At 72.0% G+C, this 25,178-nt stretch carries 19 protein-coding genes; 7 read left to right on the forward strand and 12 right to left on the reverse strand.

Going from position 1 to position 25,178, the window contains the following annotated elements:
* Nucleotides 1-18 precede the first annotated feature (18 nt).
* Entirely contained in the window at nt 19-1,647 is a 1,629-nt protein-coding gene (locus tag ACFO3J_RS28335; protein WP_386435158.1) for a S53 family peptidase, read from the forward strand.
* A 132-nt stretch (nt 1,648-1,779) separates the two neighbouring features.
* Here the strand turns inward: ACFO3J_RS28335 and ACFO3J_RS28340 are convergent, their stop codons facing one another.
* From ACFO3J_RS28340 to ACFO3J_RS28350, 3 genes are all read right to left on the reverse strand, one after another.
* Nucleotides 1,780-2,976, reverse strand: a complete 1,197-nt coding sequence (locus tag ACFO3J_RS28340) for a sialidase family protein (RefSeq protein ID WP_386435161.1) — start codon at nt 2,974-2,976, stop codon at nt 1,780-1,782.
* Nucleotides 2,977-3,061: 85 nt separating this feature from the next.
* On the reverse strand, nt 3,062-3,979 hold the full coding sequence (locus ACFO3J_RS28345) for a dihydrodipicolinate synthase family protein (protein ID WP_386435164.1): 918 nt from the start codon (nt 3,977-3,979) through the stop codon (nt 3,062-3,064).
* Nucleotides 3,979-5,460 carry a sialate:H+ symport family MFS transporter gene (locus ACFO3J_RS28350; protein WP_386435166.1) on the reverse strand — a complete coding sequence of 494 codons (1,482 nt, stop codon included), beginning with the start codon at nt 5,458-5,460 and terminating at the stop codon, nt 3,979-3,981. The genes ACFO3J_RS28345 and ACFO3J_RS28350 overlap by 1 nt, the downstream gene beginning before the upstream one ends.
* 86 nt (nt 5,461-5,546) lie before the next feature.
* On the opposite strand from ACFO3J_RS28350, the gene ACFO3J_RS28355 reads away from it, so the two are divergent.
* Both ACFO3J_RS28355 and ACFO3J_RS28360 read left to right on the forward strand, forming a co-directional pair.
* Nucleotides 5,547-6,302 carry a FadR/GntR family transcriptional regulator gene (locus ACFO3J_RS28355; RefSeq protein ID WP_386435169.1) on the forward strand — a complete coding sequence of 252 codons (756 nt, stop codon included), beginning with the start codon at nt 5,547-5,549 and terminating at the stop codon, nt 6,300-6,302.
* A gap of 236 nt (nt 6,303-6,538) precedes the next feature.
* The gene (locus ACFO3J_RS28360; protein WP_386435172.1) at nt 6,539-8,575 is read left to right on the forward strand and encodes a SpoIIE family protein phosphatase; all 2,037 of its coding nucleotides are present in this window, start codon (nt 6,539-6,541) and stop codon (nt 8,573-8,575) included.
* A gap of 161 nt (nt 8,576-8,736) precedes the next feature.
* On the opposite strand, the gene ACFO3J_RS28365 is transcribed toward ACFO3J_RS28360, so the two are convergent.
* Nucleotides 8,737-12,771: a glycoside hydrolase family 3 C-terminal domain-containing protein gene (locus ACFO3J_RS28365; protein ID WP_386435175.1), complete on the reverse strand. Its 4,035-nt coding sequence runs from the start codon at nt 12,769-12,771 to the stop codon at nt 8,737-8,739.
* 603 nt (nt 12,772-13,374) lie between these two features.
* Here ACFO3J_RS28365 and ACFO3J_RS28370 point away from each other — a divergent pair.
* From ACFO3J_RS28370 to ACFO3J_RS28380, 3 genes are all read left to right on the forward strand, one after another.
* Entirely contained in the window at nt 13,375-13,800 is a 426-nt protein-coding gene (locus ACFO3J_RS28370; RefSeq protein WP_386435177.1) for a PPOX class F420-dependent oxidoreductase, read from the forward strand.
* A 116-nt stretch (nt 13,801-13,916) separates the two neighbouring features.
* On the forward strand, nt 13,917-14,939 hold the full coding sequence (locus ACFO3J_RS28375) for an LLM class flavin-dependent oxidoreductase (protein ID WP_386435180.1): 1,023 nt from the start codon (nt 13,917-13,919) through the stop codon (nt 14,937-14,939).
* Nucleotides 14,940-15,111: 172 nt separating this feature from the next.
* The gene (locus tag ACFO3J_RS28380; protein ID WP_386435182.1) at nt 15,112-15,558 is read left to right on the forward strand and encodes a type II toxin-antitoxin system PemK/MazF family toxin; all 447 of its coding nucleotides are present in this window, start codon (nt 15,112-15,114) and stop codon (nt 15,556-15,558) included.
* 92 nt (nt 15,559-15,650) lie between these two features.
* Here the strand turns inward: ACFO3J_RS28380 and ACFO3J_RS28385 are convergent, their stop codons facing one another.
* The 4 genes from ACFO3J_RS28385 to ACFO3J_RS28400 all read right to left on the reverse strand — a co-directional run bounded on the left by ACFO3J_RS28385 (nt 15,651) and on the right by ACFO3J_RS28400 (nt 20,100).
* On the reverse strand, nt 15,651-16,802 hold the full coding sequence (locus ACFO3J_RS28385; RefSeq protein WP_386435184.1) for a hypothetical protein: 1,152 nt from the start codon (nt 16,800-16,802) through the stop codon (nt 15,651-15,653).
* A 236-nt stretch (nt 16,803-17,038) separates the two neighbouring features.
* Complete coding sequence (locus tag ACFO3J_RS28390; protein WP_386435187.1) at nt 17,039-17,941, reverse strand: NADP-dependent oxidoreductase; 903 nt, start codon at nt 17,939-17,941, stop codon at nt 17,039-17,041.
* Between the two features lie 128 nt (nt 17,942-18,069).
* A complete protein-coding gene (locus tag ACFO3J_RS28395; protein ID WP_386435190.1) occupies nt 18,070-19,206 on the reverse strand; it encodes a GDSL-type esterase/lipase family protein in 1,137 nt (378 codons plus the stop codon).
* A gap of 78 nt (nt 19,207-19,284) precedes the next feature.
* Nucleotides 19,285-20,100 (reverse strand): alpha/beta hydrolase fold domain-containing protein, encoded by an 816-nt coding sequence (locus ACFO3J_RS28400; protein ID WP_386435193.1) that lies wholly within the window; start codon nt 20,098-20,100, stop codon nt 19,285-19,287.
* A gap of 104 nt (nt 20,101-20,204) precedes the next feature.
* Between ACFO3J_RS28400 and ACFO3J_RS28405 the strand changes: the two genes are divergently transcribed.
* Nucleotides 20,205-20,585 carry a signal peptidase I gene (locus ACFO3J_RS28405; protein WP_386435196.1) on the forward strand — a complete coding sequence of 127 codons (381 nt, stop codon included), beginning with the start codon at nt 20,205-20,207 and terminating at the stop codon, nt 20,583-20,585.
* Between the two features lie 19 nt (nt 20,586-20,604).
* Here ACFO3J_RS28405 and ACFO3J_RS28410 read toward each other — a convergent pair whose 3' ends face one another.
* From ACFO3J_RS28410 to ACFO3J_RS28425, 4 genes are read right to left on the reverse strand one after another with little or no spacing between them, the layout of a single operon-like run.
* Complete coding sequence (locus ACFO3J_RS28410; protein WP_386435198.1) at nt 20,605-21,726, reverse strand: iron-containing alcohol dehydrogenase; 1,122 nt, start codon at nt 21,724-21,726, stop codon at nt 20,605-20,607.
* Nucleotides 21,723-22,961, reverse strand: a complete 1,239-nt coding sequence (gene pgk, locus ACFO3J_RS28415; RefSeq protein ID WP_386435200.1) for a phosphoglycerate kinase — start codon at nt 22,959-22,961, stop codon at nt 21,723-21,725. The genes ACFO3J_RS28410 and pgk overlap by 4 nt, the downstream gene beginning before the upstream one ends.
* On the reverse strand, nt 22,951-24,048 hold the full coding sequence (gene argC / locus ACFO3J_RS28420) for an N-acetyl-gamma-glutamyl-phosphate reductase (protein WP_386435201.1): 1,098 nt from the start codon (nt 24,046-24,048) through the stop codon (nt 22,951-22,953). The genes pgk and argC overlap by 11 nt, the downstream gene beginning before the upstream one ends.
* Complete coding sequence (locus ACFO3J_RS28425; RefSeq protein WP_386435204.1) at nt 24,045-25,175, reverse strand: zinc-dependent alcohol dehydrogenase; 1,131 nt, start codon at nt 25,173-25,175, stop codon at nt 24,045-24,047. The genes argC and ACFO3J_RS28425 overlap by 4 nt, the downstream gene beginning before the upstream one ends.
* Nucleotides 25,176-25,178: the final 3 nt, after the last annotated feature.

The following is a 25,178-nucleotide window of genomic DNA, read 5'->3' on the forward strand; positions in this document are numbered from 1 at the left end:
CCCGCATGGAGGACCTTCGTGACCCTACGTCTGAAACTGCTTGCCGCTGCCGCCACCCCGGCCCTGCTGCTCGCAGCCGTCCCCGCCGCGTACGCCGCCACCGCCCACCCGGACACCGCCCGTACCGCGCTGTCCGGCGATGTGCTCACCGGCCTGAGCGCGCACGCCGTACGTACCGGCGCCGTCACCTCCACCGACCGCATATCCGTCGCGGTGAGCCTGACGTCCCGCGACGACAAGGCGCTGGACGCCTTCGTCGCGCAGGTCAGCGACCCGGCGTCGGGCTCCTACGGCCATTACCTGACCAAGAGCGGGTTCGCCGCGCGCTTCGGCCGCAGCGACGCCGACGTCAGGAAGGTCACCGACTACCTGCGCTCGCAGGGGCTCACGGTCGGCGCCGTGCACTCCGGCAATCTGGTGATCGACGCCACCGGCACCGCCGCCCAGTTGGAGAAGGCCTTCGGCACCAAGCTGTCGACGTGGAAGGACAGTGCCTCCGGCCGTTCCTTCTACGCCAACGACGGCGCGCCCTCGCTGCCCGGCTCCGTCGCCTCGCTCGTCAGCGACGTCTCCGGCCTCAACAACCGGGTGCAGCTGCGCCACCAGGCGCCCGACACCGTCACCCCGCACAACGGCCCCGGTGGCGGCTACACCCCGGCGCAGATCAAGGGCGGCTACAACGTCTCGGGCAGCTACACCGGCAGCGGCCAGCAGATCGCCCTGCTGGAGTTCGACGGCTTCCAGCAGTCCAACATCACCTCGTACGACAGCCACTACGGGCTGACCTCGCCGGCTCCCACCGTGCACAAGGTGGACGGCGGTTCCGGCTCGCTGGGCGACGGCCAGGTCGAGGTCGAGCTGGACATCGAGGTGCTCAACGCCATCGCCCCGGCCGCGAAGATCACCGTCTTCGAGGGCCCCAACTCCGACGCGGGCGAGGTCGACACCTACCAGGCCATCGTGGACAGCGGTATCCCCGTGACGTCCATCAGCTGGGGCGCCGCCGAGACACAGCGCACCAGCTCCAACATCAACGCGGTCGACGCCGTCTTCAAGCAGGGCGCCGCCGAGGGGCTGAGCTTCTTCGCGGCCTCGGGCGACAGCGGCTCCGACGACGCCGGGACCGGCGGCACCTCCGTCGACTACCCCGCCAGCGACCCGTATGTCACCGGCGTCGGCGGCACCACGCTGACCGTCACATCGGCCAACGCCTGGAGCCGCGAGACCGCGTGGTCCGGCGGCGGCGGTGGCAAGTCCGCCGTGTTCGCCATCCCCAGCTGGCAGACGCCCGTCCAGAAGTCCCAGGGCGGCGGCAAGCGCCAGGTCCCCGACGTCTCGGCGCTGGCCAACCCCTCGCCGGGAGTCTCCATCTACTCGCAGGGACGCTGGGGCCAGGTCGGCGGCACCAGCGCGGCGGCCCCCGAGTGGGCCGGTTTCGCCACCCTCTACAACCAGCAGGCCGCCGCGGCCGGCAAGTCCCGGCTCGGCTTCGCCAACCCCGTCCTCTACACGGCGAACGGCACCGGCTTCCACGACATCACCAGTGGCAGCAACGGCGCCTACTCCGCCGCCGCGGGCTGGGACTTCGCGACGGGGTGGGGCTCCTACAACGCCGCCACGCTGGCGACGAAGCTGCTGAGCCAGTGAGCTGACCGTCCCGGTCAGCGGGGGGGACATGGGGGCGGGGCCCGGGTACGGAAGGTGCGTACCCGGGCCCCGCGTCGGTCGAGGCCGCGTTCTGCCCCGGGCGGCCGCCAACGGGCGCCGCCGCCACGTCGGTTACGGCCGCAGGTCCCGCAGCGGGATGCGGCTGAAGACGATCCGCTCGTAAGGGGAGCTGGTGCCGCTCTCGTACAGCAGACCCACTTCCCCGGCGGTCGTCTCCACCAAGTCGCTGTAGCCGCAGGGCAGTCGGGAGAGGGTCAGGACGGACGTCCAGCCGCGGCCCCCGTCGGAGGACGCGCGGACGGCCATCGTGGCCCGTGCGCCGGGATCGCTGGGACCGGCGAAGAGCAGCGGGCCACCGTCCGGTTGCAGGACGCTGCCCTCCACCACCGGTCCGAGGAGGTCGGGTCGGGGTGCGTAGGGGCGGCGCAGCGTCTCACCGCCGTCGTCGCTCCAGGCGTCCACCCGGACCCCGGGGGCGGTGCCGTTCTGATCGCGGGCGTTGAAGTAGAGCGTGCCGCCCGGAAGTTCGGCCACGGCGGACTCATTGGCGTTGACCACGCCGTCCGGGGTGTCGTCGACGAAGCCGATCCGCCAGTGGGCGCCGCCGTCGTCGCTGAGCAGGCAGTGACCGCCGTAGTACTTGGCCTCGGTGCCGGTGTCGGCGGAGCCGGCCGGCGGCGGGGTGGAGTGGTTGGCCGGCACCACGAGCCGGCCCCGGTACGGCCCGGACGACAGGGCGATGCCATGGCCGGGTCCGGTGGCGTACCAGCGCCAGCCGGGGTCCTTGGCCTCGGCGGTGATCTCGCGGGGCGCGCCGAAGACACGCCCGTCGTCATCGCTGTGCCGCACCCACACCCGGCGGCCCGAGGCGGCCGGGACCGCGCCGGACATGATCGCGGCCTCGGTGGCGTCGGCGGCGTTGGTGCAGGTCAGCAGGGTGATCCGGCCGGTGTCCGGGTGCACTACGGGCGCCGGGTTGCCATGGGTGTCGCTGCCGTCGCCGGCCACGACGGCCAGCGGCTCCCAACTGCGGCCCCCGTCCGTCGACCGCTTGGCGACCACCACGATGCTGCCGGTGTCCGAACTCCCGGCGCGGGCCTCGGCGAAGGCCACCAGGGTGCCGCGCCCGGTCCGCACCACCGCGGGCACCCGGTAGACGGGGTAGCCGTCGGCCCCCGCGGTGAACGGCACGGATTCCACCACCCCGCCGGGACCGGAAGCCGCGGAAGCTCGCGCCGACCGGCCACCCGCGCCCACCACCCCGGCCGCGAGCGGCAACACCATGAGCTGACGTCGTTGGAGCGGCATGACGGAGACCTCCCGTTGAACGATCCGGTGCGTCCGACGACTTGGCGGCGGCGCGGGCGCGCCCCCGCGACCGCGCGGAGCCGCCTCAGCCGATCCTGCCCAGGCCAGCCGCCGTCAGCCGGTCGGCCACCGCCCGGGTCTCCTCCTCGGTGAGGGGGAGCAGCGGGGACTGCGTACGGGGATGGGCGATGACGCCGCGGGCGACGAGCGCGGCCTTGAAGGCGCCCAGGGCGGCGGAGATACGGCCCACGCGGGACCGGTCGGCGATGTCGACGATGGCGAAGAGGGCGGTCAGGCGCCGCTGTTCGGCGAGGGCGGTGGTGAAGTCCCCGGCGCGGGCGGCCTCGTAGAGGCGGACGTATCCGTGGGGGTCGACGTTGCCGAGGCCGGGGACGATGCCGTCGGCGCCGCGGGCCATCGCCAGGTCGGCGAGGGTCTCGGAGCCGGTCAGGCAGTCCAGGCCGCCGGCGGCGGCGCCGTCGAGCACCCGCTGGAAGCCCGCCAGGTCGCCGGAGGAGTCCTTGATCGCGACGATGACCCCGCGCCGGGCCAGGTCCGTGACCAGGTCCGGCGGCAGCTTGTAGCCGACGTTGGACGGGATGTCGTACGCGACCAGCGGCAAGTCGACGGCCGCGTGCAGGAGTTCGTAGTGCGCGCGGACCTCCGCCGCGCCCACGTTCACATAGAAGGGCGCGGTCACCACGACCGCGGCGGCGCCCAGCGCCCGGGCCCGCCGGGCGTGCTCCAGCACCCGGCGGGTGCCGGTGTCGATCGCGCCGGCCAGCACCGGGACCTGCCCCGCCGCGGTGGCGATGACGGTGCGCAGCGCGATGTCGCGGTCGCCGTCGGTCAGTTGGGCGGTCTCCCCGGTGGAGCCGCCGACGAACAGGCCGTGCACGCCCGCGTCGAGCTGGAACGCGGTGAGGCGCTCCAGCGAGCGGGTGTCCACCTCCCCGTCCTCGGTCAGCGGAGTGCACAGGGGAGGGACCACTCCGTGGAACATCAGACCTTCTCACTCTCGGGATCAGTGCTGCCAAATCCGGCCGGGCCGTCCTGTTCCACGGGCGCGTACGCCTCGGCCGGCTCGGGATGCCGCGCGTCCACCCGCCGCCGTATCCGCCCGGGCAGGTCGAAGCCGACCAGCAGGACGACGACCGCGGTGAGCGCGAAGCCCAGTACCGCGATCGACGTCCCCAGGCCGAGCGGCTTCGCCAGCTTCGCGCCCAGCACCGGCGCCGCCGCGCCGCCCAGCGCGCCGACGTTGTAACTGAAGCCGAGCGCGGCGGCCCGCAGGCGGATCGGATAGAACTGCGAGACGTACTTCGGAAGAATCCCGGAGGCGCCCTGGCTGGTGGCCAGCAGCATGAAGAGCAGCACCCACAGCCGCACCCGGTGCCCCTCGCCCAGTGCGAAGACCGGGTAGACGAACGCGAGCGACGCGGTCAGCATGCCGATGTACGCCTGCCGGGTGCCGAAGCGGTCACCGAGGTAGCCGGTGAGCACCGAGCCGGCCGCGTAGCCGATACCCGCGTAGAGCAGCGCGTCGGAGACCTGGGCCGGGTCGTAGTGCAGATCCGTCTTGAGGTAGGTCGGCAGCAGCGCCTGCAGCGGCCAGGAGTAGCAGAACGCGCTGAAGACGGTGATCATCAGGGCGATCACCACCGGCCAGAGCCGGCCGGCGAACTGCACGGTCAGGTTGACGAAGCAGGCCGCGATCAAGGCGATCAGCGGCAGCGTGACCGCCGTCGGTTCGCCCCGGAGCACGACGAGCAGGGCGACCGCCGTGATCAGGCAGACCGGCACGTTCCACGCCTTGCGGCGGCCGCCGAAGAGCAGCCGGGTGGCGCTGACCGGCTCCCCGCCCGCCGCGCGGGACCGCTGCCAGTCGGCCGACTCCGGCAGCCGCCGGCGCAGGTGGACCGCGAGCAGGACCGGCAGGAGGCCGATCCAGAAGAGCACCCGCCAGCTGGTGTGCGGCACCACCCACGCGTAGGTCTTGGCGGCCAGCACACCGCCGAGCGGGTAGCCGGAGAGCAGCATGCCGCTCGCGGTGTTCCGCATCCGGCGCGGCCAGCTCTCGATGACATACATGGCGCCGGCGCTGTACTCGCCCGCCATGCCGAGCCCGACGACCATGCGGAACGCGAAGAGCGACCAGTAGTCCCACGAGAATCCGCAGAGCATCGAGCCGACCGCGTAGAGCGCGATGCTCAGCACCATGGCGGGGCGGCGCCCCAGCCGGTCGCCGAGCGCCCCGATCGCCAGGCCGCCGAACCAGCGCGACACGAAGGCCGCGGAGACCAGGGTCGCCGCGGTCACGGTGGAAAGATGGAAATCCCTGGTGATCTCGGTCAGTACCAGGGTGATCAGGACGAAGTCGAAGCCGTCCATGGCGTAGCCGAGCCAGGCGGCCGAGAAGGCCTTCCAGTCCCGTCCGGACAGCTCGGCCCGCCAGCGCAGCGGTGGTGCGGCGGTGTCGGTCATGCGGCTCGCATCCTCGGGAGCGGCGGACGGGCGAAGGTGGGACGTAGGACGTAGGACGTCCTACGCATGGCGGTAACCTAGGCGCCATGCCAGCGCAGCACAAGCCCGCCGCCCCGAAGGGCGCGGTTTCCAGCCCTCATCGGCGGCCGACCGTGCAGGACCGGGTCATCGACCTGATCGTGGAACTGGACCTCGATCCGGGCGAGGCGCTGCCCGCGGAACCCGAGCTGATGCGGGCTCTCGGCGTCAGCCGGAATTCGGTCCGCGAAGCGCTGAAGGGCCTCCAGGCGCTCGGCATCGTGGACATCCGGCACGGCTACGGCACCTATGTGGGGACACCCCAGGTGCTCCCGATGGCCCCCGGGCTGCTCTTCCACACCCGGCTCGCGGTCCGCCGGGAGAACCCGCGCGCGCTGCGCGACATCGTGGAGGTGCGCGCGCTGCTGGAGAGCGGCCTCATCCGCCGCTCGGCGCTCGACCTGTCGCCCGCGGACCTGGACCGGCTCCAGGAGGAGCTGGACGCGCTGGAGGCCGACGGCGACACCGGCCGGGCCGGGCACGACCGGCGCTTCCACGAACTGCTCTACGAACCGCTCGGCAACGCCCTCGTGCTCCAGCTGATCGCCCTCTTCTGGGGCGTCTACCGCCAGCTGGAGGCGGAGGTCGGCAAGCCGCGCACCGACCACCAGCACGTGGTGCGCCAGCACCGGCAGGTCCTGGACGCCCTCCGCTCGCACGACGCGGACGCCGCCGCCGCCTCGATCGCCGAGCACTTCGCCGACATCACCGCCCGGATGGACCGCTGGGCCGCGGACCACCGGAAGGCCCCGGCCGGTCCGTAGCGGCCCGGCCGATCGAGCGCGCCCCCGCCCGGGCGCGCGGAGTACGGTCCGGGCGCTCGCGCGCGCTTCCGCCGACAGGTCCGCGGCGACCTGGACGGACGCCGGACGGGAGCAGGAGCGCGGGCGGACCTGTGGTGTGCCGAAGGTTGTGGAACCCTGGAGACCAGGAGGGAAATCCTACGAACAGGTTTTCGTATGTCACTCCATGGCCCTGCGGGATCGCATGAGGACCGACGGTGAGCGGCACACTGGAGCTGGTCGCCGTCATCAGTCCGGCCGGCCTTGTGGTCAGCTGGACGCAGGCCGCTGAGCGCTTGTGGGGTTACCGGGCCGACGAGGTGCTGGACCGTCCGGCCGACCGGCTGTTGGTGCCCGGTGGCGTCCGCGGCCCCACCGCTCCCGCGGACGCCGCCGGGACGCGGTCCGGGCCGGTGGAGCGGGTGGAACTCCGGCACCGCGACGGCCGGGGACGGTCCGCCGATCTGCGGGTGTCCCCGCTTCCCGTCGGTGGAGCGGGCCACGACTGGGTCGTGTGGGAGGCCGGGACGGCCGGGCCGGCGCCCGGGTACGGCCCGGACACCGCGTCGCTGGAGAAGCTCTTCGAGCACTCGCCGATGGGCGTGATGTGCTGTGATCCCGAGCTGCGCTGTACGTGGCACAACCAGGCGATCACTCGCCTGGACCTCATCCCGGGCGGTCCGCACGTGGGACGCCTGATCACTGAGCTGCTGCCCCCGGAGCGCTCGGAGGAGCTCGCCGCCGTCATGCGCCGCGTCCTTGACAGCGGAGCACCGTTCCTGGACCCGGAATGGATGCCTCCCGCGGCATCGGGGAACGAGGAGTCCGCCCTCTCGCTGTCCGTCTTCCGCCTGGACGACCCGGACGGCCGGGCGGCGGGGGTGTGTCTGATGGCCCTGGAGATCGGCAGGAGCCGTTCGCGGCAGCGGTGGGGACTCCTGGTCGACGCCGGGACCAGCATCGGTACGACGCTGGACGTCATGAGCACCGCGCAGGAACTCGCGGACACCGCGGTGCCGGCGCTCGCCGACTTCGCCGCGGTCGAACTCACCGATTCCGTCATGCCCGATCAGGAGCCCCTGGGGCGCCTCGGCTCCACGGAGGTCAGCATCCCCGCCTTCTACCGCGGCGGGATGGCCTCGATCCACCCCGACGTCCCCGAGGCGCTGTGGCAGCGCGGGGCGGCGGTGTTCGTCCCTCCGGCCTCGCCCTACACCGCCGTCATGGCTTCGAGGAAATCCCACTTCGAGCCGGTGATGGACCGGTCCCCGGGAACCTGGCGCGACAACGACCCGGACCGGGCCAGGATCGTCAAGCGGTTCGGCATGCACTCGCTGATGATCGTGGCGCTCCAGGCCCGCGGGCAGCTGCTCGGCATCGTCTCCTTCCTCCGCACCAGGAACCCGGCCCCCTTCAGCAGGGCCGATCTGGTCCTGGCCGAGGGACTGGCGGCCCGGGCGTCACTGAGCCTGGACAACGCGCGCCGCTACAGCCGCGAGCGCACCGCGGCCCTGGCCCTGCAGCGCGACCTGCTGCCGCACCACCTGCGCCCGGGCAAGGCCGTTGAGGTGGCCTCCCGCTATCTGCCGGCGGACACCTACGGCGGTGTCGGCGGCGACTGGTTCGACGTGATCCCGATGCGGCACGACCGGGTCGCGCTGATGGTCGGCGACGTCGTCGGCCACGGCATCAACGCGGCGGCGACCATGGGCCGCCTCCGTATGGTGCTGAACACCCTCACCAACCTGGAACTGCCCCCCGACCAGGTGCTCACCCGTCTGGACGAACTCGTGGTCGGCCTGGCCCGGGACCGGCCCGAGTCGGAGCTCGCCTCGCCGAGCGTGGGAGCCACCTGTGTCTACGTCGTCTACGACCCGGCCACCCGGCGCTGCACCATGGCCAGCGCCGGGCATCCCCCGCCGGCCGTCGTCTCCCCCGACGGCGGCGTCACGTTCGTCGACCTGCCGCCCGGGGCACCGATCGGGGTCGGCCTGGGAGAATTCCGGTCGGTCGAGACGGGACTCGACGAGGGAAGCGTGATCGCGCTCTACACCGACGGCCTGGTCGAGACCCGCAGGGCCGACATCGACCACGGACTCGACCGGCTGCGCGCGGCCCTCGCTCGTCCGGCCAATACGCTGGAGGAGTTCTCCACCTCGGTCATCGACACCATGCTGGCCGACGAGCAGCCCGAGGACGACATCGCCCTCCTGCTCGCCCGCACCCTCGCCCTCCGGCCGCGGGACCGGAGCTGAATCGACCCCCGCGCAGCCGTCGCGTACTGCCACCGGGCGCTCTTCAGGACCTTCGAAGATCCTGAAGAGCGCCCGGTGGCCGCGCCGCGTGTCAGGCGTGACCGTGATCCCGGCACGGCGCCGTCCTGCGCGGCTCACGCCACGACGACGAGGCTACGACGCTACGACGCGCTCGCGGGCATCAGCTGGGCCATGTTGAAGCCGCCGACGTCCTTGCTGGAACCGATGCCGTCGCCCCACTGCGTGTACCCCTTGCGAACGCCGTTGTCCTTGTCGTTGACGTCCAGCGCGAAGGAGAACACGGTGTTCGCCGCGGGCTGGACCGAGGTGAGGTCGCTCCACGGCAGCGCCAGCTGGTACAGGGTGGTGTGGGTCGCCTCGTCCCTGGTCACCTTGACGGTCGCGTCCGTGACCTGTCCGCTGCCCTCGGTCGGAGCGATCCATCGGTACAACTGGGCGCCGACCGAGGTGAGCGCGGCTCCGTACTCGTAGTGTCCGTTGACCGAGGCGCTGCTTTCCGTGGCCGACGCGCCCGGCACACCGGAGGTGGCCGCCAGTTGCAGGCAGTCGCCCTGCCAGATGTCGGCCCCGGTCGCGGGTTCGGACTGGACGTCGTCGGTGAGGTCGGCGGTGACGTAGAGGTTCGCGGCGTCCCAGTCGAGCCACACCTTGCCCGACAGATCGGACGGACCGCCGTAAGGCTGCGAGCCGTCCAGCGATTCCCAGGTCCCGTCCGCGGTGGTGGCCAGATCCACCGCCGGGCCGTCCTGGACCTGGGCGAGCGTCCACGAAGTGCCCAGGCTCTTGTTGACCACCGGCAGGAAGGTGACATGCCCGGAGAAGGCTTCCGAGGACAGGTCGCCGGAGATGACACTCGTCACCGTGAAGGGGTAGGGCTTGGCGAAGACGACGCCCGTCACCGGCACGTCCACCGTGGCCGACGCCTGGGGAGCGATGGTCGCGCTGACCGGCTGGGTGCCCGACTGGGCGCCGAGCCGCCAGTTGACCCCCGTCACCGTGGTGGGGGTGTCCGACGGGTTGTGCACGACCACCTGGAGCGAACCGGCCGGCGGGCTCATCCCGGTCACCACCGGGGTGACCTGTTCGGGGGTGGCACCGGAGGTCACGGTGAGCGGGCTGACCGCGGCTTCGGTGTAGGCACCGGCCCCGCCGGTGAACGCCGCCGTCGCGTCCAGCTCCGCCTTGGTGCCCGGACTCGCGGTGCCCGGGATGGTGACGCTCCAGGTGGCCGTGACCTGCTGGCCCGGAGCGACACGGGACAGCGACACCGGTGAGGTCGCCGTCGCCGTCCAGCCGTCCGGCGCCTTCAGGCTCATCGAAAGACCCCGGACGGCGACCGCGCTGGTGTTGGTGAACGCCGCGGTCGCGGTGACGGTGGTGTTCGGCTTGACGATGCCGGCCGCCTTCAGGCTGAACGGGTTCCGCACCACGATCGGAGCCGTGCCGGTCACGCCGTCGACCGTCACCTCGATCGTCGCGGCGCCGGGTGCCCGCATGGTGACCACGCCCGCGCGGCTGACCGTGGCGACGCGCGGGTCGGTGCTGCGGTAGGTGACGTGGGCGTGGGACAGGTCGGCGAACGACTGGTCGTTGTCGGCCGCTTCGATGATGTGGTCCGCGGGCGCGTGCTCCTGTTCGAGCGAGGAGTCGGTGTCCGGCGCGATCCACGGGTTGCTACGGGTGAGGTTCAGCGTCTCGCCGGGCTGGAAGACCACCTGGCCCGGCTGGACGGTGACCGACCGCACCCGCGGGGTGATGGCGCCGTGCACCCGCACCGTGCCGGAGCCGGCCACGGTCGCGGAGTCGGGTCCGAGGCGGAACTGGTAGGCGCCCGGGTGGACGACCTGCTTGAGGGCGCTCTCGTCCCACTGGCTGAGGTCGGCGGCCTTGACGGACAGGCTGATGTGCTGGGTGTGCCCCGGCGCGAGCACCGCCGTCTTCTTGAAGCCCGCCAGCTGCTCCTTCGGCAGTTCCGTGCCGGGCACGGTGAACTCCGGTGCCACGTAGAGCTGGGCGACCGTCGCGCCGGCCGCCCTGCCGGTGTTGGTGATGTCGAAGCCGACCTGCACCGTGCCGTCGGCGGAGACGGAACCAGGTCCCACCTTTATGTGGGAGTACCTGAAGTCGGAGTAGGACAGGCCGTAGCCGAACGGGTAGGTGGGCTTCCCGGTGGAGTACATGTACGTACGGCCGAGCCCGCCGGTCTGGGACGGCGTGAGCCCGTAGTTGTCGATCGCCGGGAGCTGCGAGTCGTCGGCGAACCAGGTGAAGTCCAAGTGGCCGGAGGGGTTCTGCCGGCCGAAGAGGACCTGGGCGAGCGCCGCGCCCTGGCTTTCGCCGTTGTAGCCGCTGAACACGATCGCGGGGAAGTCCTGCTGGGCCTGCTGGATGTCGTACGGGCCGTCGGCCTGCATGACCAGCGCCGTACGCGGGTTGCCGAGCGCCGCGATCTGGCTGATCAGCGAGTCGTAATTGCCCGGCAGGGTCAGCGCCGAGCGGTCGGTGCCCTCGTCGGCCACGCCGAGGTCGGAGCCGACGACCACGATCACCAGGTCCGCCGCCTTGACCGCGGTCTGCGTCGCGGCCGAGCACGTCGCGGGCGTCGCGGCGGTCGTCGAGGTGCCGCAGGCGTCGAAGGTGACGGTCGCCGCGGGGTTGGCCGCCTTGACCGCCGTGGTGATTCCCTGCACGGCGTTGACCTTGAGCGTCGGATTGCCCGAGTAGCCGCCGAGCGTCGTCGTGTTCGCCAGGTTGCCGACGATGACGACGTTGTTCAGCTCGGCGGGGTTGGCCGGCAGCAGCGGGGTCGACGTGCCCGACACCTTGTTGTTCTGCAGCAGCACCAGATCCTGCGCCGCGACCTTCTCGGCCAGCGCCTGGTGCGCGGGCGACTCGATCTGCGCCTTGGTGATCCTGGTGTAGGCCACCTTGCTCGCGGGGTCGAACTCACCGGTCTGCATCCGGATCGTGAACAGCTTCGTCAGACCGCTGTCGATCACCCCCTGCGTCAACAGGCCAAGCGAGATGGCCGCGTCGATGTTCTGCGTGGTCAGCTCACCGCCGGCGCAGTTCAGTTGGGTGCCGGCCCGCAGCGCGAACGCCTGCCCGCCCGCCGCGGCGGCTATCTGCTCGCCGGTGGCGGTGTTCGTCCAGGTCGTGCCGTTGGTCGTCCAGCCCGGTGGCGCCCAGTTGTGGCCGCCGGAGGAGTAGATGTCGCCGATCGCACCGCAGTCCGAGGTGGTGTATCCGCCGAACCCGTAGGTGGCCTGCAGCAGTTCGTTCACCGTGTAGGTGTCCGCGGGCGCGGGCGTACCGTTCACCGCGTTGTAGGACGTCATCACGCCGGACACATGCGCGTTCTCCACCAGGCTGGCGAACTGCTTGGTGTAGTAGTCCCGGACGTTCGCGTCGGTGGTGTTCGCGCTCTGCGTGTGCCGGCTGTTCTCGTCGTTGTTCAGCGCGTAGTGCTTGGCGGTCGCCGCGACCTTCAGATACGGGCTCGTCGGCCGGCCGGTGATCGTCTCCCCCTGGTATCCGTCGACGAACGCGTCGGCCATCGCGGACGCCAGGTAGGTGTCCTCGCCGAACGACTCGTTGGTCCGCCCCCAGCGTGGATCGCGGTCCATGTTGACGGTCGGGGCCCAGTAGGTGAGATCGCCGTAGTCCGCGGCGGACGGGCCGATGTTGTTCTGCCCCGTCCCCCAGAGCGACTTGTCGAGGAAGCCGCGGGCCTCGTCCGAGATCGCCGTGGTCTCCTGGTAGGTGAGCGCCGGGTCCCAGGACATCGTGGACGCGAAGTTCACCGGGAAGCTGGTCGCCGTGACATCGAGCTCGCCCTGACTCCCCGCCGCGGTGTCGGCGCCGAGCCGGTTGACGCCGTGCTGGCCCTCACTCCAGTACGTGTACTGCTGGACCCCGAGCCGCGGGATGGCCAGCGCGTTGTTGGTCTGCAGCTGCGCCACCTTCTCGGCCAGTGTCATCCGCGACACCAGATCGGCCGCCCGCTGAGCGAAGGAGTAGTGCGTGTTCAGATAGACCGGCGATGTGGCGGCGGCGGACCGCGCCGCGTCCGCGGGGCTCGCCTGCGCCACCGCCGGCAACCCGGCGACCACGCTCACCGCCAGGGCGGCGGCCAGCAGTTGCCCGACTGATGATCTGAGTCTCTGGGAGTGCAAAGTTGTCTCCTTCACGTCATGCGCCGCTGGGGCACAGATTCATGGGGAGCACGCCGGCACCGGTAATGGCGGCCTGCGGGGAGGCACGATCAGCGGGGAGCCGGGAGCGATGCGGAGGGCGGCCCGATGTCCACGATCGCGGCCGGGGACCGCGTCGGCGCACTGGCCGAGGGCATGCCGACTGGAACGCGACAACGTTGTCTCCTTCGCGTACGAAGCACCGCGCACCGCGGCTGCCCATCGAACTGATGAAGCTCGCTCACCCACTGTTTAGCTTGCTATGAGCAAAAGTCAAGACTCCTTCCATCGGGCGTCCGGCAGACCCGTACGAACCGTCAGATCGCTGCCCTGACTGGGAGATTCGCCCATTGGCCGTGGTCGGCCCGGGCAGCTGAGCGAGAGGTTCAATATGACTGAATGTGGCCATCGATCACCGCTACGGCCCTCCGCATCGGCCTCAGCCACGATCTGCGGGGATATTTCTGACTAATGTCGTCGGAAGTCCCCCGGAACACGGTGCCGCAGGCTGGTCCTGCCGTCTTCGTGCGCCTGATCATTCCCGGCTGATTGCTACGATGAAATCGTGACAGAGACGATCTTGACATGAGCGGTCTCCCGAAGGAATTGCGAGACCTGATCGAGGCCGGCCCGATGGCGCATCTGACCACCATCAACGCCGACGGGAGCCCGCAGGTCACCGTCGTCTGGGTCGGGCTGGACGGCGATGAGCTGGTCAGCGGCCATATGTCCTGGTATGCCAAACTGCGCAACATCGAGCGGGACCCGCGCGTCGTGCTGTCCTTCGACGCGCCCCGGGTGCCCGGCGTCCTGATGAACGAATACGCCGTGCTGAAGGCGCGGGCCACCGTTCAACCGAGCGACGGCGTATGGGACTTGCTCAACGACTTGACGAAGGTCTACGTCTCCCCCGACACCGAATTCCCGGCGCCCAAGGGCCCCGGGTACATCGTGCGGTACGCCGTCGAGCGCGTCGGCGGCGTCGGCCCCTGGGCGCCGGCCTCCCGCTGAGCCGCGGGCTCGACGGACGTGCCGCGCCAGCGCGGGCTGGTGTGCCGCAGCCGCCCGGCCAGCGGCTTTCCGGACGCACGGGAATCAAACGCGGCCGCCGGACGCTCTCAGCTCGCGTGAAGAAGATTGGATTCCTCTCGTTCGGACACTGGTCGGCGAACACGCACTCCCGGACGCGGTCCGCCGCCGACTTCCTGCACCAGTCCATCGACCTGGCGGTCGCCGCCGAGGAGATCGGCGTGGACGGTGCGTACTTCCGCGTGCACCACTTCGCGCGGCAGGCCGGCAGCCCGTTTCCGCTGCTCTCGGCCATCGGTGCCCGGACCTCGACGATCGAGATCGGCACCGGCGTGATCGACATGCGCTACGAGAACCCGCTGTACATGGCCGAGGACGCCGGCGCCGCCGACCTCATCTCCGGCGGCCGGCTGCAGCTCGGCATCAGCCGAGGATCACCGGAGCAGGTGGTCGACGGCTGGCGCTACTTCGGCTACGCCCCCGCCGAGGGCGAGACCGGCGCGGACATGGCCCGCCGGCACACCGAGACCTTCCTCAAGGTGATCGAGGGCGACGGCTTCGCGCAGCCGAACCCGCGGCCGATGTTCGCCAACCCGCCGGGACTGCTGCGCGTCGAGCCGCACTCCGAGGGGCTGCGCGAGCGGATCTGGTGGGGCTCCGGCTCGAACGCGACCGCGGTCTGGGCCGGGAAGCTGGGGATGAACCTGCAGAGCTCCACGCTGAAGGACGACGAGACGGGCGAGCCGCTGCACGTCCAGCAGCGCAAGCAGATCGAGGCCTACCGCCGGGCGTACAAGGACGCCGGCCATACCCGGGAGGCCCGGGTTTCGGTCAGCCGCAGCATCTTCGCCCTGACCAGCGACCTGGACCGGGCCTACTTCGGCCACGACCGCGACTCGCAGGACCAGGTCGGCATGATCGACGAGACGACCAGGGCGATCTTCGGACGCTCGTACGCCGCCGAGCCGGACGTGCTGGTGAAGCAGCTCCGGGAGGACGAGGCCATCCAGGCCGCGGACACCTTGCTGCTGACCATCCCGAACCAGCTCGGGGTCGAGTACAACGCCCATGTGCTGGAGAGCATCCTCACCCAGGTGGCGCCGGAACTCGGCTGGCGCTGATCCTTCCGCCGCCTGTCCGCCCGCGGACCGGCTCGGCACGGCACTCGCTGCGCCCCGCCCTGTGCGAGGCTGTCGCGGTGTCGAGTGCGAGACGGTGGATCGGCTCGTCGGGGGCACGAGAGAGCAGACGTCCCGGTCCGGCCGGGCGCGGTAGCGTGAGGTGGAGCAGTCGATGAGTGGACAGATGTGGATCGTGGCCGCCGCGGTCGCACTGCTGGCCTTGATCGCGACGCTGGTCGAGGGCAGGGCCCGGCAGCGGCGTCCTCGCCGGCCGGAGTCCGGCACCTCCGCCGGGCCGGCCGCCACCGGAGCGGCCGCGCCTCGGCGGGGCGAGATCTGGTGGGCGGATGTCCCCTTCGAGGACGGGCCCGGCTCCAAGGACCGGCCCTGCCTGGTCGTTTCGGTACGGGGCCGCAACGCGCGGGTCGCCAAGATCACCTCCCAGCACCACCTCGAACTTCCCGGCGTCGTGGCCCTCCGGCCCGGAGCCGTGGACGACGCGGCCGGCCGCCAGAGCTACCTGGAGACCCACGAGCTCCGGCGCGTGCCCCTGTCGGCCTTCCGCCGTCGCGCCGGCATCCTCGACGCACGCGAGATGAAAAGCCTGAAACTGTCCTGAGCGGCCCCGGCCACGATGGCGGCGGTTCTCCGGCCGAACGCGGGATCCCGCCTACCCGGGAGATATGCGGGATCCCGCGTTCGGCAGCCGCCCTACCTGGTCAGGAGGGTTCCGCCGACGAAGACATCGCCGGAGTCGCTGGTGGTGTGGTGCCAGCCGCCGATCGTCAGGTGCGAACCGGACGACGCCACGGAGCTCACGCCCAGGGCGTTTTGAGGGTCGCTGCCGGGCAGGCCGAGGGATCCCCAGCCGACCGCGGGCGTCCAGCTGAGGCCGACCGCCCCGTCGTCGTTGCCGCCCACTACGGCGAGGCCGCCCTGCGGCCGGAGGGCCACGGCCTGCAGCGAGAAGGTGCCTCTGGGCAGCGGGACCTGGGTCCAGGACCTGCCGTCCCAGTGCAGGGCGAGCCCTGCCGGGATCTGCTTGTCGGTGTCGCGGGACCAGCCCACGGCCCACACGTCGCTCGGGCCGCGGGCGGCGACATCGAAGAGGATCGCCGAGTCGGCGAACGCCGGAGTCGCGGTCCGCTGCCAGTGATGTCCGTCCCAGTGGACCGCGACGGACTGGCCGCTGTCGTTGTCCACGCCGACCACCCACACGTCGTTCGGCGCGACCTCGTCGACCTGGTTCAGACTCCAGTCCGCCGACCCGGGGATCTCGACCGACCGCCACTGCCGGCCGTTCCAGTGCTGTACGACAGGGATCGGGGCGAAGGTGTCCGCCACGTAGCCCTGGCCCACCGCCCAGGCGTCCTGCCGCGCCAGCGAACTCACCGACAGCAGACTGGCCTCGACGGTCCCGGCGGGCAGGCCCGTGTCGTCCGTCAGTTGCCAGCCGCCGGCCGCGAAGCGCCCGACCAGGACGCCGCCGAGACCGTCCGACCCCTGATCGCCGACGAAGAACGCCGAGCCGTCGGCGTTGACGGCGATGTCGTTGATCCTGCTGTTCCACGTGTCGGCGCCGCGCAGCGGTACCGGCCGCCAGGTCCCGCCCGCGGCGAGGTCGCGCCGGTACATGGTCGGCGTGAAGCGGATGGTGCCGTCGTCGCCGGCCGCGACCTCGGCGCCGCCGGCCCAGGTGACGGACGGTCCCGCCTGCGCCACGCTCATCACCGAGACCTGACCCGTCGATGTCTCCACCCACGGCCCGCCGCCGACCGGCTCGGCCACGGCGAGCCCGCTCACCGCCATCGTGATCGCCCCGGCCGCCGCCAATGTCATGGCGATCCTGCGTCCGACCCTCATGGTGCCCTCTCCCCCTGTTGAACGAGCCCTGCGCGCCGCCGTGTTCGACACCGCGGCCGGGCCGGCCCGTGAGATCCGCGAGATCCGCGGATCCATGAAGGAAGAGTGCGCCGCCGCGCGTCACCAGCGCATCAGCGGGCGGGCGGACGAGGGGAGTTGTGACGAGGCTGTTGCCGGAGTGGGCGGCTCCGTCACATTCGCCGGGTCGGTGCCGGCCGATTCCACGGGCGGCCGTATCAGCCGACGAGCAGCACGAGCTTGCCGCGCACACCGCCCCGCTCACCCACCCGGTGGGCCTCGGCGACCTCGGCGAGCGGGAAGGTCCGCGCCACCCGGACCGTGAAGCGCCCGGACTCGATCAGCTCGCCGATTCCGCCGAGCGCGTGCAGCGCGCGGCCGTCGTCCCCGCGGCTGAACACCACTCCCTGCTCCTGGGCTCCGCCGAAGTCGGCGACGGTGACGACGTGCTCGGCGCCGCCGGCCAGCTCGACGAGCTCGGGAAGCACGCCGCTCCCGGCGACGTCGAGCGCGACGTCGACGCCGCCGGGCACGAGCGCGCGGACCCGCTCGACCAGGCCCGCGCCGTAGCCGACGGGCTCGGCCCCCAGCGAGCGGAGGTACTCGTGGTTGGCCGGACCGGCCGTGCCGATCACGCGCGCGCCGCGCACCGCGGCGAGCTGGACCGCGGCGCTGCCCACGCTGCCGGAGGCGCCATTGACGAGCAGCGTGCCGCCGCCCCCGACACCGAGCCGGTCGAGCGCACGCGTCGCCGTCTCGATCGCGGCCGGCAGCGCGGCGGCGCCGGCGAAGTCGAGCGAGGGCGGGACCGGCGCGTAGGAGGACAGCACCGCCAGCTCCGCCTGGGCCGCGCCCTCGGTGGAGAAGCCGAACACACGCTGACCGACGCTCACATCCGTCACGCCCTCGCCGAGTTCGTCGACGACTCCCGCCGCCTCGTAGCCCAGGGTCTGCGGGAGCTCCTGATCCATCAGGCCGGCACGCTTCTTCCAGTCGCTCGCGTTCACCCCGGCCGCGCGCACCGCGATCCGGACCTGGCCGTGGCCAGGACTCGGATCGGGAAGGTCCACGATCTCAAGGACCTCGGGACCCCCGAACCGGCTGTAGCGGACCGCCTTCATCACTCGCTCCGATCCCGCCCTGAGGCGTCGCGCCCGCCGCGCGTTCGTTGGACAGCGCACGCGGCCGGCCGCAGAACCGTATGTCACCGGCGACGATCTCCTCGACGCCACCCCGTCGGCGGCGGCGGTCAGTCGTTGATCTGGTCGAACTCCTCCCAGGGGCCGATCGCGGCACGGTTGGCGATCAGGGCGGCGGCGCCGGCGTTCTCGGCGGTGACGTACTGGTTGTCGGCGTGCGCGCGCAGGCTGACCGCGCCGTCGGGGTCGTGGATCAGGTCGAAGGTCTCGGCCGGCCCGATGCCGGTGCTGCTCGCCACGAGGGATCCCGTCCCGTTGTTCGGCGCGGTCACGTACTTGTTGTTGGCGTGCGCGCGCAGCGCCACCTGGCCGCCGCCGAGGTCGATCTCGTCGAAGGTCTCCCAGAGGCCGATCGCGGCACGGTTGGCGATCAGCGCGGCGGCGCCGGCGTTCTCCGCCGTCACGTACTGGTTGTCGGCGTGCGCCCGCAGGCTGACGACGGTGGTTCCGCCGGCGGGCAGGGGCTGGAGGCTGGCGGGGACCGACGCGAGGGCGTTGTACCAGACCGGGGCCATCTTGTCGTATCCCTCCTGCAAGGGATGGACCCCGTCGGCGAGGTCCGCCTCGGTCAGGGCGGCGTGCATGTTCACCAGGTGGACGTGCGACCCCTTGGCCGCGACGATGCCGGGGATGGCGGCGTTGTAGGTGTTCACCATCGTCGCGTGCGGCTCGCCCTGCTCGGTGATGATCTGGGCCACGAACAGCTGCACATTCGGCTTGGTCCGCAGGATGTCGTCGATGAGCTTGCTCAGGCGCGCGGGGGCGTTCGCGACGTCGTAGTCCTGGTTGATGTCGTTGGTGCCGATGTGGAGCAGGATCGTGCGCGGGTCGGTGCTGTTCAGCCAGCTGACGATGTTCGCGTCGAGTTGGTCGATGCGCCAGCCCGGGTGGCCCTCGTGGTCGTGGTCGCCGAGTGCGGCCGGGCCGTTGGTCTGCGAGCCGACGAAGTCGACCTTGTAGCCGCCGGCCGCCAGCCGCTGCCAAAGATTCACCCGGTAGCCCCCGGGGTAGGGGGTGTAGCCGTCGGTGATGGAGTCGCCGAGCGGCATGACGCGCACCCCGCCGTTGGACTCGCCGGGGATCGCGGCGAGCGCCGCGGGCTGCGGCAGTGCGAAGAGCGAGGCGGCGACGGCGCCGAGAGCGGTGCCCAAGGCGGCCGTGGCGAAGCGGAAGGTCCGTATGCGCATGGGGGGAGTCCTTTGACGGATCGTGGGGGGAGCCGGTTCGGGAGGCCCGGGCCGGCGGCTAGCGGCCCGGGCAACTGGTCATGTGTCGGTGGCGGTCCGCGCCCGCGGCGCCAGCTCGCCGCGGAGGAAGTCGACGGACCGGGTGATCAGGGCCGTGATGTCGTCGCAGTCGGCGAAGCAGTGTCCTGCTCCTTCGACCGGCACGAACTCCGAGCGGGCTCCGGCCCGCAGCAGCGAATGGTGCAGGCGCTCGCTCTGTTCGGCCGGGAGCAGCGTGTCGGCGGTGCCATGGACCAGCAGGAACGGGGGCGCCGACGGCGACACATGGCTGACGGGACTCGCCCGAGCGGCCTGCTCGGGCAGCCGGGCGGGCGCGCCGCCGATCAGCCGCGCCTCGGGGCTGTCGGTGCTGTCCGGATCGACGGTGGACAGGTCGGTGAGCGGATACCAGAGCACGGCGGCCGAGATGTCCTGGGTGGTGAGCGCCGCGAGGGCCGCCAGCGTGCCGCCCGCCGACTCGCCCCATACGCCGATCCGCCCGGGGTCGAGGCCCAGTGTTCCGGCGAAGGTCCGGAGGTATCGCAACGCGGCGAGCACGTCGTCGAGTTGGCCGGGAAACAGGATCTCCCCGGAGAGACGGTAGTCGATGGTCGCCACCGCGAGTCCGGCGTCGAGCAGCGCCTCGAAGACCGAGCCGGCGGCCATCGTGTCGGGGAGGTACCGCCGGTCCCCGGACCAGAAGGCCCCGCCGTGGATCCAGACGACCACCGGTACCGGACCGCCCGCTCCCCCGGGGACGTGCAGATCCAGCTGCAGCGGCCGGTATCCGGTCGGCAGGGAGAAGCTGATGCCCTCGTAGTGGGCTCCTCCGGTCGCGGTGGGCCGGGGGGTCACAGGAGGCAGACAGGAGTCCATGTCCGGTGAGCCTAGGTCGCGTTGTCCGGCCGCTCAAGAGTCGTGGCCCTCGCTCCGCCGGGTCCGTGCTAGCGTCCCGACGCGTGACGGAGGACGTGTACACAGGCAACGCCGGACGTGACGCGACGATGGACCGGGGGTGGCTGCTCGGTCACTTCAGGCCGGCGGGCGACGCCCGGCACAGCGAGGACGTCGAGATCAAGTGGGGTGTGCACCCCAAGGGTGAGACGCGGGACCGTTGGGTGGTCGGCGAACGCCGCTCGGCGCTGCTGGTGCTGATCAGCGGCCGCTTCCGGGTGGACCTGCCCGGACAGAGCGTGGTGCTCGCGGAGCAGGGCGACTACGTCGTCTGGCGGCAGGGGGTCGACCACTCCTGGCAGGCCGAGGAGGAGTCGGTGGTCCTGACCGTGCGCTGGCCGTCCCTTGCCGGATACGGCGAGCCGGCCGCCGAGGACAGCCGCTGACGCGCCGCCCGCGCCCGCCTCAGTAGGCCTCCGCGCAGATGGCGTGCAGATAGTCCGCGTCGATGAGCGGGGCCGGGTCGTTCCCCAGGTTGCCGCTCACCCCCTTCACCAGCCGGGGGAGTTCGCTGCGGGCCACCCCCCAGTCGCGGAACCTGGTGCCGAGTCCCGCCCCGGCCAGCAGGCTCCGCACGCCCTGCTTCGCGCTGGGCGCGTGGAGCAGTTCGGCGATCTCCGCGAAGAGCGCCGGCGCCGCGGCTTCGGTGTGGTGGAGCCAGCTCGGGTACACCAGGGCCAGTCCCCGCCCGTGGGAGATGCCGAGGCCGGGCACGGAGCCCATGGCCTGCTGCAGCCGGTGCGGCAGGCAGGTGCTGACGGTGGCGACGTTCACACCGCCGAGCAGCGCCGCCAGACTGAGGTCGCGGCGGAGTTCCGGGCTGCTCGTCCCCTGGACCGCCTCGGGCAGCCGCGAGGTGATGAGGGCGATCGCCCGGCGCGAGCGCTCCCGGCTGTCCCCGGTCGCCGCGACCGCGACATGGCCCTCCACAGCGTGCGCGAAGGCGTCGAAGACCGAGTCGAGCAGCACCTCGACGGGCAATGAGGCCGTCAGGCCGGGATCGACGATCGCCACCTTGGGGAAGAGGGCTTCCCCGCGTATGCCCGAGCGGAAGCCCCGCTCGGTGTCGGTGATGATCGCCCCCTTGGTGACCTCGGAGCCGCTGCCCGAGGTGGTCGGCACGGCGATGACCGGGAGCACTCGTACGTCCGGCTCCAGGGTCGTACCGATCACGTCGCGGACGCTGCCGGCCAGGCCGGCGGCGACGGCGACGGCCTTGGCCGCGTCCAGTGCGCTTCCTCCGCCCAGTCCCACCACGACATCGCAGCCGCGGTCGCGGGCCAGGGCGGCGGCCCCGTCCACCTCTAGGGCGCGGGGGTTGGCCGACACCTGGTCGAAGTGCGTCACCGAGACCCCGGCCGACTCCAGGGCCGCCCGGGCGCGCTGGAGGACGCCGGTCCTGCGGGCCGCCGTCCTGCCGGTGACCAGCAGCGCCGACCGGCCGTGCGGCCGGACCGAGGTGCCGAGCCGGTCGAGTGAGCCGTCGCCGAACAGCACCTGGGTGGGGACGGGCAGGTCGAGGATCATTCCGTACTCCGGTCTGTGGGCGGGTACAGGCTGGGCCGGGCGCCGCCGGTGCGGTGGGCGGTCGTGAGGCGGTTGGCGCGCAGCTCGTCGAGGACGGCGCAGGTGTTCTCGGACAGGAACTCCAGCGCTGATCCGCCGCCGGTCGAGGAAAGCCCCGACCAGGGCAATTCCCGCACGGTGTCCCCGCCCAGCAGCAGCGCGCTCCCGTTTCCGCCCTCCAGGGCGGAAAGGACGGTGTACGACGCCTCGGTGTGGCCGTCCCGGCACAGCGAGGGCGGCCCGGCGACGACCGCGCGAGCGGCGCCGCGCAGGAGGTCCACCGCCCAGGGCCGGATGACGAAGTCGACGATCGCGCAGTCGGCCGGTACTCCGTCGGTGACGCGCACCGGGAAAGCACGGCGTTCCCCGGCACGAACGACCAGCACGGTGCCGGGCACATGGAGCGTCGCGCCGCCCTCGGCGGCGAGCACCGCTTCGGCGGCCCGGGCGCAGGCGTCGGGGCGCGAGCCGAGGGCGGAACGGCCGATGCCGTGGCCCAGGGCACGCAGCACCGTGTTGAGGACGACTCCCCCCGGGATCACCAGGTCGTAGGCGCGGCTGAAGTGCCGCAGGCCGATCAGGGTCTTCTCGGGTTTGCTGCCGCCGAGCACGGCGGCGGAGAAGCCGCCCGGCGGCCGGCCGGCCCAGGGCGCGAGGAACCGGATCTCGCGGACCAGGCTGTCGGCGGCGTGGCCCGGCAGGTGCCGGAGCAGCCCGCAGTTGGACGCGTGGGCGCGATGGGCCTTGGAGAAGCCGCCGACGGCCACCTGGTCGCCGAGCCGGGCGAGCTGGCGGGCGAGAGCCAGGTCGCCGTCCTCCTCGCCGGGGAGCAGCCGGGTGTTGCCGAACAGCACGATGTCCCCCGCGCGCATCAGCCCGGCGGCGCGCAGCGCGCTCCCGCCGACGGCGCCGGGGTGGTAGCCGACCGGTCGGCCCAGCCGCCGGGAGAGATAGCGCGCCACATGGTCCAGCTCGATCGCGGTTCCGTCGCGGGAACTGCCCTGATGGGAGAGCAGGGCCACCCGCGCCCCGGCGTCGGACAGCCGGCGCAGGTCGGCGAGTTCCGCGTCGACCCGTCCGGTGTCGCCGAGGTCCGGTCCGGTGTTGAAGCCGGCCGAGAAGATCCAGCGGCTGTCCGGGGCGACGGCCGCCTCGTCGAGCAGGGGCACTCCCGCCAGCGGGTCGTCAGAGCGCATAGCTGCGCAGTCCCGCCGTCTCGTCGAGCCCGAACATCACATTCATGTTCTGGATCGCCGAACCGGCGGCTCCCTTGATGAGGTTGTCGGTCACCGCGACCAACCTGGCCAGGCCGATCCGGGCGTCGTAGTCGACCCCGAGGTGGCAGAAGTTCGATCCGACGACCCCGGCCAGGGTCGGGTAGCGGCCGTAGTCCTTGTCCGTCAGCCCGCCCTGCGGGGGATGGCTGTTGACCCGTACGAAGAACTCGCCGTCCGCGCCGTGGCCGTAGCGGTCGGTGTAGAGGCCGAGCAGGGTGTCCCGGGTGGTGTGCTCCCGGTGTTCGGCGCCGATGCGGACGCCGGCCTGGAGGTGGATGCCGCGGGCGAAATTGCCGTGCGCGGTGCTCAGGTCCACGGTGACGGTACGGGAGGAGGCGTGGTGCAGCCGCTCCTCGATCTCGGGGGCGTGGCGGTGCCCGCTCAGGCTGTAGGGCAGCATCGAGGAGGCCGCCTCGGCGTGGGAGACCTCGCGCCGCGGGGTGGAGCCGGAACCGGTGGTGCCGTTCACGGCTGCGATGTGCAGGACCGAGCTGTCGTCCACCAGTCCCGCGCTCAGCAGCGGTTCGAGGGCGAGCAGGGCGGTGATCGCGTAGCAGCCGGGGTTCGCGATCAGGCGCGCCGTGCGGATCCGCTCCCGGTCCAGCTCGGTGGCCCCGTAGACGGCTTGGCCGATGAGTTCCGGCGCGCTGTGTCCGACGCCGTGGACCGCCTCGAAGCGCCGGGGATCGGCGAACCGGAAGTCGGCGCTGAGGTCGATCACGCGGACGCCCGCCGCGAGCAGGTCGGGGGCCAGCCGCATGGCCTCGCCGGTCGGGGTGCAGAGGAAGGCCACGTCGTACGCCGACAGGTCGGCGCGGGCCTGTTCCACCGGGGTGAACCGGAGGCCGCTGCCGAGCAGGTTCGGGTGGGTGCGTTCGAAGTCCTGCTCGGCCCGGGTGGCCGGCGTGATCCGTCCCAGCTGGGGGTGGCCGAGCAGCAGCCGGCATATCTCCCCGCCCGTGTGACCGCCGGCGCCGAGGACGAGGGCGTGGATCGGCGGGGTCATCGGCGGGCCTCCAGGTCGGTGAGGTGGGTGAGATCGGTGAGGTCGGTGTGCTCGGTTCGCTCGGTGGTGTCGGCGTCAGCGGTGTCGACGGTGTCGGCGCGGATCATGATCTTTCCGGTGCGCGTGCCCTGGGTGTCCATCAGCTCCATGGCCGCGGAGACCTCGTCCAGCGCGAAGGAGTGGCTGATCAGGAAGCCGGGGGCGACGAGTCCGCGGTCGAGCCAGTCGATGACCTCGGCGAAGTCGCCGGCGGTGGACAGGGCAGAGCCCAGCACCGCGACCTCCCGGCCCACCAGCGCGTTGAGGTCGACGGGGACGGGGGTGTCGAAGTAGCTCACCACGAGGATGCTCCCCCCGGCGGCGACGAGCCGCTGGGCCTGCTCGACCACACCGGGGTAGCCCGCCGCGACCACCACCAGCTCGGCCGGGCCGCCCAGCTCGCGCAGCGCCGCGGCGGCGGGTTCGGCCGTCCCGGCGTCGACGAAGGCGTCCGCCCCTGCCTTCAGCGCCAGTTCGCCCTTGACGGATCCGCGGTCCACGCAGACCGTCCGTCCGAAGCCGAGCACCCGGGCGGCGATGACGCAGGCCAGTCCGATGGTGCCGCCGCCGAGGACCGCCACCGAGCGGCGCCGTGCGGCGCCGGCCAGGCGCATGGCGTGCAGTCCGATGGACAGCGGTTCCACCAGCGCCCCGAGAAAGGGATCGAGCCGGGCGGGCAGCCGATAGGCCATGTTCTGGTGCAGGACGGCCCGTTCGGCGAAGGAGCCCGACCAGTCCAGATGGCTGATGCTGCGCTTGTCGCCGCAGAGGTTCACCGCGCCCGCCCGGCAGTGGACGCAGCTTCCGCAGTGCGAGAAGGCGGCGGCGCAGACCATGTCGCCGGGGGCGAAGCCGGCGACGCGGGAGCCGAGCCGTTCGACGACCGCGCTCAGCTCGTGGCCGAGTACGACGGGGGCCCGCTTGTAGGGGTGGGTGCCGCGGTAGGCGGCCAGGTCGGAACCGCAGACGCCGGTCGCGAGCACTCTGACCAGCATTTCGTCCGGCCCGGGCTCGGGTACCGGTATCTCGGTGCACTGTATCCGCCGGACGCCGGTCAGCCGGGCCGCCCGCATGTGTCGGTCCGTCATCGG

The organism is Streptomyces polygonati, from assembly GCF_042650325.1.
GTDB classification, from domain to species: domain Bacteria; phylum Actinomycetota; class Actinomycetes; order Streptomycetales; family Streptomycetaceae; genus Actinacidiphila; species Actinacidiphila polygonati.